Source organism: Euzebyella marina, from assembly GCF_003687485.1.
Classification (GTDB): Bacteria; Bacteroidota; Bacteroidia; order Flavobacteriales; family Flavobacteriaceae; genus Euzebyella; species Euzebyella marina.
The window spans coordinates 605,431-617,520 of record NZ_CP032050.1; the positions used below are offsets into that span (position 1 = coordinate 605,431).

The window sequence follows — 12,090 nt, forward strand, 5'->3', positions numbered from 1 at the left end:
CAACTCAACTATGACAACCAAAACTCAGAAACTTTCCGTAAAGGAAAAAATTGGCTATAGCCTAGGAGATCTAGCGGCCAATTTGGTCTTTCAGACGCTCATAACCTATTTGGCTTTTTTCTACACCGATATTTATGGTCTTTCCCCCAAAGATTCATCGGCCATAATGCTTACCGTGGGCCTTATAGCCGCTTTCGTGTTTAACCCCTTGATTGGGGCGCTGGCCGATAGAACACATACTAAATGGGGTAAATTTAGGCCTTGGGTTATTTTTACCGCGATACCTTTAGGGGCCGTTGCTCTTTTCGCCTTTACCACTCCCGATTTCTCGTATAAGGGAAAAGTGGTTTACGCCATAGTAACCTATACCTTACTTCTTCTATTGTATGCCGCTAATAACTTGCCTTATTCTGCATTAAGTGGGGTAATTACCGGTGATATGGGCGAACGAAACAGTCTTTCTTCCTATCGTTTTGTAGCGGTGATGTTCGCACAATTCTTTGTTCAGGTCTTTATGTTGGGAATTATCAAAAGTGCTGGTGGCGGAGACATGTCCGTAGGTATTGAAAAGGTAATGACCGCTTTGGCCATTGTAGGCACCTTAATGCTTATTATCACTTTTTTTACCACTAAAGAAAGAATAGTGCCCAAGCCGGAGCAGAAATCAAGCCTGAAAGATGATTTGAGCGATTTGGTCAAAAACAGGCCGTGGGTGATCATGCTTACTTTGACTACGCTGGTATTCATAACCCTGGCAATGAAAGGGGGGGCTTATGTATATTACTTCGAAAATTATGTAGAAGAAACACGCCTGGCCGAATTTATAGCCCCCATTCTTCATGCTTTATCGGCCATCGGGTTGAACCAGTTCGGTCAAGATCCAGTGTCGGCAGGTTTTGGGCTATTTAATGCTGGGGGCATTATTTTTATGATAGTCGGTATTACACTTTCAAAAAGTTTGGCCGATAAATTTGGTAAACGTGATGTCTTTGGTCTCTTTTTGTTCATATCGGCGCTGTTCATATTGTTTTTTTATCTACTTCCGCCCGATGCCGTCGGCCTAATGTTTCTAGCTCAAATATTACATGGTTTCTTTTACGGTATAACCATACCTATTCTTTGGGCAATGATTGCCGATGTGGCCGATTATTCCGATTGGAAGAACAATCGCAGAGCTACAGCTATTATCTTTTCTGCCATGATGGTCGGTCTAAAGGCCGGACTCAGTATTGGTGGAGCCATAACCACTTGGGTGTTGGGGGTTTTTGATTATGTGCCGAATGCAGAATTACAAACCGATAGTGCCGTAGAGGGCATCAAACTACTGGTGAGTATCTTCCCCGCCATTCCCTTTGTTGTAGGCGCCGCTCTATTGTTTCTCTATGAAATAAATAAAGCTATGGAAGTACAGATTGAAGCTGATCTAAATAAAAGGCGTATTAATCCTTAAAAAATAAAAAATTAATAAAGATGCCTGAAGATTCTATTGATCATATAGATTTTGAACACCTTAACAAAGTAGCCCTGTCCCAGCCGTTGGTAAGCCACATCTACACGGCAGACCCATCCGCACACGTATTCAATGGTAAAATATATATTTATCCTTCACATGATATTGATGCAGGCGAGGCCTTTGATGACTTAGGAAGTCATTTTGCTATGGAAGATTATCATGTCATATCTATGGAGGGAGTTGATTCTGAAGCTATAGACAATGGCGTTGCCTTGCATGTTGATGATGTACCGTGGGCGGAAAGGCAAATGTGGGCACCCGATGCAGCCTATAAGAACGGAAAGTATTATCTCTATTTTCCTGCAAAAGATTACAATGGCGTATTTCGCATCGGTGTAGCGGTAGCCGATTCACCGGTTGGGCCATTTAAGGCCCAACCTAATGCCATCAAGAATAGCTTTAGTATTGATCCTGCGGTCTTTGAAGATGAAGACGGTAGTTATTATATGTATTTCGGGGGATTATGGGGAGGTCAATTGCAGCGATGGCGTACAGGTCATTTCAATCCGGATTTTCCTGAAAGCCCAACAGCACATATTCCGAATGATGAAGAACCGGCCTTACTACCTTTCGTCGCTAAACTAACCGATAACATGTTAGAGTTTGCCGAGAAGCCCAAAGAGATTGAAATTGTAGACGAAAAAGGAAATTTATTGCTCTCGGGAGACAATGAGAGGCGGTTTTTTGAAGCTGCCTGGATGCACAAATATAACGGTAAGTATTACTTTTCATACTCTACAGGAGATACCCATTTTATATGCTATGCCATTGGAGATAACCCGTACGGCCCATTTACCTACTCTGGCAGAATATTAAACCCTGTTGTAGGGTGGACGTCGCATCATTCTATTTGCGAGGTAAATGGCAAATGGTACCTTTTCTATCATGACTCAAGCCTATCGAAAGGCGTTACGCATTTGAGGTCGATTAAAGTCGCGCAAATCAATTACCGGGCAGATAGTACTATTGAAACCTTAAACCCATACGGGGCCTAATTTAGCTTAATGGCCTGCAGAAAATCATTGTTCTTTGCTGCCAAAATATAGTCGCCGTTCTTTGTTTTGATGGGTTGCATATCCTTCACGTCCCCGGGTACAAAAAAGCCACTTTTAGAGGCGCTAACGCTTTGGAAATTGCCTTGGCCATCACCCTTTAGAAGCAAACCATGACCTGCATCATTTCTGGGGGTTTCAATTTCAGAAGCAAAGAGGTTTCCGGCGATTAATACATCGAGATTGCCATCATTGTCATAATCATCGACCAAGAATTGATTGATACTCGATAATTGCGCCTCTACGGGCAACTTTCTGGCAACCAACTTCCCATTTTGATTTTCAAGATAAATACTTGCAAAAGATTTGATCTGGTAGTGTAGGGCGGTATTCAATGATTCTTCTGTATAGACATCGGCTAGAGTAGCATCTGCAAAGCTGGCATAGTTTTCAAATTTCTGCTTAATACCCGGAATCTGTTGGGAAGAGCACTCTCTACCCCTTAAAGGATATTGCTTTCCTTCGTTGTAATAGCTAAGAACGATATCTTGCCTATTGTTTTCGTCAAAATCGTTTACGTAAATATCAAAAGTCTCCTCTTCTGACGCCTTATACTTATAATTAAGTCCGTTGTTGCCTACCACATAGTCCATATCGCCGTCATTGTCAAAATCACCTTGGGCTATGCTCCACCACCAACCTGTGGTATTTTTATCTAGACCTAGATTGGTTGATGCTTCCTTGAATCCATTTGCGTTATTCTCAAAGGCCCTGATGGGCATCCATTCGCCAACGACTATAATATCAGGTCGTTTGTCATTGTTAAGGTCGGTAATGACCGCACTAGTGGCCATTCCTAAATCACCAAACTCCTCTGGTTGAAGGCTTGTGTCAATTTCAAACCGGACCTGGCCGTTGGTGCTATTATTCGATAAAATGAAAGAACTGGCAGGCGATGGATATTTACCGGGAACCTGCCTCCCCAAAACCAATAAATCGTCATCTCCATCAAGATCAAAATCAGAAGTGTACACCTTTGAACCGCTTACCCACATTTTAGGAAGCGAGTTTTGTGCTTTGGCGAAATGGCCTTTTCCATCATTCAAATAGAGACGATCTTGCATCAACTCAGAATCCGATGGAAACTCATATCCGCCACTAACCACATACAGGTCTAAATCATCATCACCGTCGGCATCAAAAAATAGGGCGCCCACGTCTTCGCTTCTTGCATCATCCTTTAAAAAGGAGCTGTCTACTGCTTGAAAACCTTCATCGTTTTGAACAAAAAGTCGGCCTAAATTATTGGCGGCACCCCCTACAAAATAGTCGTCTAAACCGTCTTTATTAATATCTCCTATGGCCAAAGCAGGGCCAAATGACGACATTTTGTGGGGTAACAATACCTGCTTGTCAAAATCATCGTAATCGTTCTCTTTGTGTTTGAAAGATGGAAATGGAGTTGTGTTGGTCGAAGTAAAAAGGGTTTTGTCAATCAATTCAGATTCGTTGCTGTCGGTTGCATCGGAGTAGTTTAAAACTAACTTTTGGTTAACATCAACATTTTCAAGTTGTTGAACTTTTCCATCGGGCCATACTACCTTTAGTTGTTCTACTTTTTCAAGTTGGTCCAAACCAAAGTGCATTTCAGGTGCGACCGAAGACTGAAAACCTCGGGTCATTGTTAATTCTTGTAGTTGTTGCATGCCGTTATTGGTTAGATAAACCCGGCTACCCAAACCTAGACGATTGCCTTCTTTACCCTTAAAAGCAACCTGCAAAAAGTTCTTGTTGTCAGAACTGGAATTTTTAAAAATGGAGGCAACATCGTCGATATTATTGGTCACTACCTCAAGGTCACCATCATTATCGAGATCGGCATATACCACACCATTTGAAAATCCTTCAAATTCAATTCCCCATTCTTTATTCGTTCTTTCAAAGCCCAAATCACCTTTGTTTTTGAACATGAAATTGTCGATTTTTTCGGAAGGAATCTGCAAACTTAGCAGCAATAAGGTGTCCGATTCTAGCTCAACCTTTTTCAACCGGTTGAAATAATCGTTGTTATTGATTTCTCGCCGCGTGCCATTGCTTACGAATAAATCTTTATGGCCGTCGTTATCAAAATCTGCGAAAAGAGGCCCCCAGCTCCAATCGGTCGATGAGGTTCCGGTAATTCGGGAAACATTCGAAAAATGAGGTATGCCTTCAGGGCCAAAAACGCCAGAATTCAATTGCATGCAATTGTGCATGTATTGGTAGTGAAAACCAGCATTGACCACATCCCAAAAGAGTTGGGGGTTCATACTGGCCATATTGGCCTTTTTTCTGCGGTTGGTTTTGGCATCCATATCCACTTGAAAAATATCAAGAAAACCATCGTTGTTCATATCGGCGATATCGGTGCCCATACCATAGAAGGCCGTATGTGAGGTGGCCTGTTTGACTACCTCCTTGAATGTTCCGTCTTGATTGTTCAGGTAAAGAAAATCGGGGGAGTTGAAATCACTTGACACATAAATGTCGGGCCAACCATCGTTATTTAAGTCACCAACGGTGGCGCTTAGAGAAAGACCATAAACCAAAAGCCCGGCTTCTTCTGTCACATCGGTAAAACTACCGCCATCATTTCGGTATAGGTGATCGCTCTCTTCGGGTTTGACATTTTGCATTTTATAGGTATACACGAAAGTAGGGGAGTCGAATTTGGTAGGCGGGTAATTCGCTACGTATAAATCAAGGTCACCATCTTTGTCGTAATCGAAAAAGGTGGCTTGCACACTGTTTCCAATATCGTTCAAGCCATATTCCTTCGCTTTTTCCGAAAATGTGCCATCGCCATTGTTGACGAACAGTTGATTTTCACGTGGCTCAAACTTACCTCCAACAGAGCAATAAATATCCAATAGGCCATCCCCATTAATATCGCCCATCGTCACGCCTGTATACCACCTGTAGTCGCCAGCTACACCCGCCTTGTCGCTTACATCTTCGAATTGCAGGTTGCCTTTGTTCAGATATAACTTATTGGGTACTTGGTTACCTGTGAAATAAAGGTCTAAAAGTCCGTCGCCGTTCACATCACCAGTAGCTACCCCACCACCCATGTATAGGTATGAGTAAGTGAAGTAATTAAGGCTATCATTTTCGGTCAAGGTATTTTCAAAATGAACACCACTTTTTGCAGCACTCAAGGCAGAAAATATCTTTTGTTCCTCTGTTGGGGCGGGTCTCGTTTCTTTTTGACAACCTATTATAAAAAGGCTACCTAGAATTAACAATGAGCATATGTTGATAACCTTCTTTTTCACCTGTTTGATTTTACTTCGATTGCACTGTAAAAATGATAGTAAAAAAACAGCGTGCTACCTACACGCTGTTTTCTGAAAAAACTAAACTAACTTAAAGAAACTATTCTGAAAAAATAACTAATATCCTGGGTTTTGATCAGCAGAAGTCAAGTTGATGTTAGCATCAATTTCTGCTTGTGGAATGGGTAATAATTCATGTTTGCCCGCTTGAAAATTGGTTCCTGCCAATTCGGTATCAGACACGCCCCAGCGTATAATGTCATTAAATCTACACTGCTCACCGGCCAATTCCACTTTTCGCTCATGAATCAAGGCATCGAATACTTGGGTTTGAGATAAACCGGTTGGTAAAGGGTCTAGACCTGCCCGTTCACGAACTTGGTTGATGAGCCCTACTGCGGTATCTTGGTCACCCCCCGGTCTCATGCTCTCACATTCGGCCATCATCAATAGAACGTCGGCATATCTCATGTATTTAAAGTTGATACCCGAAGTTTGATCCTCGTTGGCATCTTTGTAGTAGTTATTGTATTTTGACCAACCCGCGTTACCTCCGGCGTTACTCGGAAAGTGGTCGACGGTCAAAGTGCTGTCAGGGCCAAAAGTATCACCGTTGACATAGAACGATTGCTCAAAGCGAATATCACCTTCTTCGTATTCGTTCAAAAGATCGTCAGACGGAAAAACGTTAAACCAATCATTAAAACCGTATTCTTGACCTCTAAAAGTGGCCTCGTTAGGTCCTTCACCTGAACGGTCTGAATTCCATTGGGCACTAAAACCAAGGTCGTCATCGTATTGAATTTCGAAAATAGACTCTGGCCCGAATTCTGTCTCTTCCTTAAAGTTGTTGAAGTAGTCGTCTTCCAATGAATAACCATTAAGGGCATTAAATTGGGTTAGGGCATCGTCATAGCGCTCTAAGAAAAGATATACTTTGCCTAACAATCCTTGGGCAGCACCCTTGGTGGCACGACCATTTTCTTCTTCACCTTTTAATTTTAGAGTCGGAATAGCTTCTTGCAGGTCTTGAATGATTTGAGCATAAATTTCTTCTGCACTACTCTTGGGAAAACCAACTCCGTCATCAGGAGGCAAAGTGGTAATCAAGGGAGCATCACCAAATCGGGTCACTATTAGAAAATAGAACAGCGCTCTTAAAAACTTCGCTTCGCCCATCGCCTTTTGCTTGTCTTCGGTGCTCATGACCGATGGCAAAATAGCGTTGATGGTCTCTGCATTTTCGATTACAAAATTGGCCTTATTAATACCTCGGTAGCAACTTTCCCAATACGCACCAATAGCACCGTGACTCGAATCGAAAGAGAAATCGAGATATTGCCTTTTATCGGCCTCCAATTGGGTGTTTCCTCCGTTTTCATGGGCCATGTTATCCATCATAAAGAACATGTGCCTACTATAAAGACCTTGTGTTTGAAGGTTCGAATACACTGCATTGACTGCCGATTGCACCTGTACAGGGTTTTGAAAGAAGGTATCCGGTGACAGTTCATTGGGGTTGGTCAGCTCTAAGGAATCTTCATTACAGCTAAATACCAAGCCTAAACTGGCAAGAATCGTTAAGATGATCTTATTGTTTTTCATGGTAATTTTTTTTAGAATGATAATTGTACTCCGAGTAAGATTGATTTTGGCTGAGGATAGTTACCTCTATCAATACCCAATTCATACTGTCTGCCACCACCATCATTGGTCAATGGGTTACCCACTTCGGGGTCTAATCCGGAATAGTCGGTTAGGGTAATCAAGTTCTGCCCGCTCACATATATTCTACATTTAGAGAAATATTGGTCAAGTGCCGAACTACCTTGCAAGGTGTACCCTAGGGTTATATTTTTCAAACGTGTATAAGAACCGTCTTCGACAAAACGATCTGAAATCGAATTGAAGTTCTGTGGGCTACCATCGGCTCGTGGTACCGAGTTGGAAGTATTAGGTCCTGTCCATCGGTTGAGCACATTGGTGCCAGCGTTGAAGAGACGGGGCATTCCTTCCAAATCATAAATATTGGTATTGTAAACGTCAACACCGGCAACCCCTGAAATGAATAGATTTAGGTCGAGTTGTTTGTAGTTGGCATTCAGATTGAGACCGTATGTTAAATCTGGATACGGATTACCAATTTTCATCCTGTCATCAGCATTGATTTGTTGATCACCATTTTGGTCTACGAAACGTATGTCACCCGGCAACTTGTCTGAATCTGCACCTAAATGTGCCGTTACTTCTTGTTCTGATTGATAGAGGCCATCGGTTTCTAGACCAAAGAAGAAGAACAGAGGTTCACCGACTTCTACACGTGAAATATCCTGGGCCTCGAAGGTACCACCCGAGAGCGATTCATTGGCACCCAAAGATTTTACTTCGTTTTTCGAGGTGCCCAGGTTCAGGTTGGCCGACCATGTAAAGTCGCCTTCAAAATCGTTGTAGCCTAGGCTTACTTCAAAACCACTGGTTTCGACACTACCCACGTTTTCAGTTACCGAACCGGAATGAATACCAAGCGAACCTGGCAGAGGCCTGCTCATCAAGAGGTCATCGCTAGTGTTGTTATAGTACTCAATGGCACCGGTAAACTGACCTCCAAAAAGGCCAAAATCCAACCCGATATTTTTCATGGTAGTTTCCTCCCATTTCAAATCAGGATTGGCAAGACCACCAGCTGTGGTTCCTGTGGCCAGGCCATTTCCGATAGGGTAGAAAAAGTTCGCCAATAAAGTGGCACTGTATTGGTAATCACCGATTCTGTCATTACCGGTAACACCCCAGCTGCCTCTTAATTTTAAGGTGCTTATAGAGGTGTCGGCCAAGAAGTTCTCTTTCGCGATATTCCAACCCAAGGCTACCGACGGAAAGGTACCCCATCTATTATTGGAACCGAAACGGGAAGAAGCATCACGCCTTACAGAGGCCGCGAAAATGTACTTTTGGTCAAAGTTGTAGTTCAACCTTGCCAAATAACCGATACGATTATACTCAAATGATTGTGATTGTAAAAATGACTGTTCGTTAGATACTTGATTGAGGTCGTCAGTGATCGGGTTCTGACTATTGGAGTTGAGTAAGTCGTCAGTTCTATCTTGTTTTTCCGCCAATAGCAACACCTCGAAGTTATGAACGTCGTTGAACGACTTCGTGTAGTTTAAACTATTGGTCAAAATAATCGATTTTCTTAGGCTCGAGTTTTTTGTTATGGCGGCGAAGTTAGAGGCATGGGTAGCACCTTCGCTATCATCGTTATATGAAGGCCTAAAAATGTCGGTATTCGAGTTACGGTATTCAAGACCTGCTTGGCTTTTGAAGGTCAAACCATTCAGAATCTCAAATTCACCAAAAATACTTCCGATAATGGCCGAAGATTTGTTTACGTGTTCGCCCAAGGTCTGTACCCTAACCGGGTTTTCGGCATCTTGCCCATCCAACCCAGAGCTTGGCCCTTGAAAACCTCCAAGGTTGTTAGGGTTGTAAACGGGCAGATACGGTGGAATTTTTATAGCATGTTCCAATAAAGAACGTGCACCGAGGTTTCTTTCAGGGTTTTGGGTGTTAAATGAAACCGACATAGTTTCCCCAAACTTAAATTTACCTATGCTAAAATTACTGTTGGCGCGAAAAGAGAAACGTTCGAAACCTGTTTCAATGATGGCACCTTCTTGGTCCATATATCCTGCGGAAAACCTAAAATCACCATTTTCCGTTCCTCCCGAAATACCCAAATCAACCTTTTGCATAACGCCGGTTCTAAAAATGGCATCTTGAAAGTCGGTGTCGTTATTAGACTGTGATAGAGGTGATGTCGGTGTAAAACCAAAACCTTCTTGTGCAAATTGTCTGTATTGCTCGGCATCAAGTATATCGTAACGCTGGTCGGAGTATTGAATACCGGTATAAGAGTCAAGGTTAATTACCGTCTTACCGGTTCTACGCCCTTTTTTGGTAGTGACCATTACAACGCCGTTCGACCCTAGCGAACCATAAATAGCAGTTGTAGAAGCATCTTTTAAGACGTTGATCGATTCGATGTCATTAGGGTTCAAATCACCTAGACCTCCAGCAATAACTCCGTCTATTACATATAACGGGTCGTTGTTGTTCATCGTTCCTAAACCACGGATACGAACTACCGGAGCGGTTCCGGGGGAACCTGTGTTCAAGACCGTTACCCCAGCTGCTCTACCTTGTAAAGCTTGGTCGGCCGTAGCGACCGGCAAGGCGGTCAGCTCTTCTGAGCCAACGGTAGTAATGGCACCGGTGACCTCAGCCCTTGATTGAGTGCCGTATCCCACAACCACAACCTCATCCAAGGTCTGAAGGTCTTCTGCCAATGTTACGTTAATGGTCGTTCTACTGTTGACCGGTACCTGCTGGGTTAAATAACCGATATAACTTACGGTCAAGTTTCCATTGGGCGGTACATCTGAAATGGTATAATTACCGTCAAAATCGGTTTGGGTACCGTTGGTCGTACCAGCCACCACAATTGAGGCTCCGGGCAAGGGTACCCCGGATTCGTCAGACACTACACCGCTCACTGTAGTTTGCGAAAAGGCAAAGTGCCCGAACATTACAAAAAGAGTAATGCACGCTAATTTGAGTTTGATCATAATGTTGAGTTTAAGTTAAGTTGTCTCGGCCTCTTCAAACTTATAAGGCAATCGAGCAAGACAAATATATTTTTGAGGTAGGCGATACGATAAAACTCTTGAAGCGTATGCTAGTATATTTGTTGCATCATTTGTAAATATGGGGTTTCAGCCGGCTTTATATTAGCAATTCAACAACTTTTAATGCGCTTAGGTATGCTATTCTTAGGAAGAAAAGGCATTAGTTGTCAGAACTATAATTTAAAAAAGAAGTTAAGGGGCCTTTACGCTAAGAGAGGAAATAGACCGGAATTTTTTATGTTCCGGTCTATTTTATAGAGAATTAAAGATGAACAATGCCTTCATTGTTACTGAACCTGGCGATAACGCCCCAACCATAGAAATAATTGGTAAGGCCGATAAGAATTTCGTTTTCTCCTTCTTGTAAAGGAATGTCTATTGAAGAATTTTCTAGCGTACATCTTCCTTTGGGCTCTTTCATGCCGGGAGAACCGTAATAATTTTTGTCAATGTAAAGGGGTTGGCCGTTAATAAAAAGCCACACTTCGTCGCTAAAACCAAAGTCTAAACGTTTGCTTATGGCTGTTTTGGCATTTATGGTTGTTTTAAGCCAAGTGAGTCTTCTTGAACCACTTTCGGTCTGCCCGAAATTGTAGGTCAGGTTGACCAGCCCTCGTCTGGAAGCTTTCACATCTTGCCATGTCGCAGTACTGTCCCATAAATCGTCACGTATGGCAACACCTGGGCTGTAGGGTATACCTTTAAGAAGGTCTTCCCCAAAAGGAAAGTCAATGGGTTCGGTCACTTGCCAATTGCGAAGATATCGAGAATCACTGGCAGTAGGGTCGTAGCCTTCATCGGCCGGGATACCTTCGGTAGCATCTGGGGTAATCTGCATATTGGCAAAGACTACGTTACCCGATAACGAAATGGCGCCCGATGAGGTGATTCCTTCCATAGCGGGAATATAAAGGGAAGGCTTTTTCATATTGTTTACATAAACCCGCATCTGTTTGCCGTTGATAACCATTTTAATATGGTTCCATTGGTTTTCCAATAAGCTCGATGCCGCTTGGTATTCATCGGTAAGGTCCCATAGGTTTACTTTGTCGACTATTGCCGCATATTGCATGGTAGTTCGTAGCATAGGGTCAGGATCTCCAAAATGTCGCAGATAGAAGATTTCACCATTTAGACTGTCTTTGTCAATTCGAAAGGTGATTCCCGGAAACCCCATTCCCTTTAATTCGACATCAAATTCGATGATGCCATTGGCGAACTCAACATCTTTGAGCATAATTTGAAAGGGTTTGTCATTGGTGCTGCTAGCTGCGGACACTCCTTTATAATCGTCAAAACTGACATTGTCGGTCAGGGTAGCCCAATTCTTTGAGTTCAATGCATAATTAATAGGTTTTTGCTTCTTACCCTGACCCCAAAGAGTCGAAAAGCATAATAAGCTCAAAAGCAGAAACGGTGATAGAGGTGTTCTCGATTTCATAGTTGTACAGATTTTATATTAAAAAGGTAAATTTGATAGTGTTAAAGGTATTTGTGCTCCGGTACCCAAGGCCTGTTCAATCTGTTCAATCATGTTTAATCCTGTTCATGGCTTAAAATAGACCTGTGACTGAGTAGTTTTATGG

The 12,090-nt window shown here is 42.6% G+C and carries 6 protein-coding genes; 2 read left to right on the forward strand and 4 right to left on the reverse strand.

The features are described from left to right. The first annotated feature begins 10 nt into the window (after positions 1–10). Together D1013_RS02480 and D1013_RS02485 are read left to right on the forward strand one after the other, a co-directional pair. The gene (locus tag D1013_RS02480; protein ID WP_121847383.1) at positions 11–1,450 is read left to right on the forward strand and encodes an MFS transporter; all 1,440 of its coding nucleotides are present in this window, start codon (positions 11–13) and stop codon (positions 1,448–1,450) included. A gap of 20 nt (positions 1,451–1,470) precedes the next feature. Next, positions 1,471–2,508 carry a glycoside hydrolase family 43 protein gene (locus D1013_RS02485; protein WP_121847384.1) on the forward strand — a complete coding sequence of 346 codons (1,038 nt, stop codon included), beginning with the start codon at positions 1,471–1,473 and terminating at the stop codon, positions 2,506–2,508. On the opposite strand, the gene D1013_RS02490 is transcribed toward D1013_RS02485, so the two are convergent. The 4 genes from D1013_RS02490 to D1013_RS02505 form a co-directional block, all read right to left on the reverse strand. Further along, entirely contained in the window at positions 2,505–5,819 is a 3,315-nt protein-coding gene (locus D1013_RS02490) for a VCBS repeat-containing protein (RefSeq protein ID WP_121847385.1), read from the reverse strand. The genes D1013_RS02485 and D1013_RS02490 overlap by 4 nt on opposite strands. Before the next feature lie 117 nt (positions 5,820–5,936). After that, positions 5,937–7,424 (reverse strand): RagB/SusD family nutrient uptake outer membrane protein, encoded by a 1,488-nt coding sequence (locus tag D1013_RS02495; RefSeq protein WP_121847386.1) that lies wholly within the window; start codon positions 7,422–7,424, stop codon positions 5,937–5,939. Positions 7,425–7,435: 11 nt separating this feature from the next. Further along, complete coding sequence (locus D1013_RS02500) at positions 7,436–10,444, reverse strand: SusC/RagA family TonB-linked outer membrane protein (RefSeq protein WP_121847387.1); 3,009 nt, start codon at positions 10,442–10,444, stop codon at positions 7,436–7,438. 322 nt (positions 10,445–10,766) lie between these two features. Beyond that, entirely contained in the window at positions 10,767–11,945 is a 1,179-nt protein-coding gene (locus D1013_RS02505; protein WP_121847388.1) for a hypothetical protein, read from the reverse strand. Positions 11,946–12,090: the final 145 nt, after the last annotated feature.

What these genes read in the sequence shown, in the direction of transcription:
- D1013_RS02480 (WP_121847383.1), top strand. Translation starts at nt 11, where the DNA reads ATGACAACCAAAACTCAGAAACTTTCCGTAAAGGAAAAAATTGGCTAT.
- D1013_RS02485 (WP_121847384.1), top strand. Translation starts at nt 1,471, where the DNA reads ATGCCTGAAGATTCTATTGATCATATAGATTTTGAACACCTTAACAAA.
- D1013_RS02495 (WP_121847386.1), bottom strand. Translation starts at nt 7,424, where the DNA reads ATGAAAAACAATAAGATCATCTTAACGATTCTTGCCAGTTTAGGCTTG.
- D1013_RS02500 (WP_121847387.1), bottom strand. Translation starts at nt 10,444, where the DNA reads ATGATCAAACTCAAATTAGCGTGCATTACTCTTTTTGTAATGTTCGGG.
- D1013_RS02505 (WP_121847388.1), bottom strand. Translation starts at nt 11,945, where the DNA reads ATGAAATCGAGAACACCTCTATCACCGTTTCTGCTTTTGAGCTTATTA.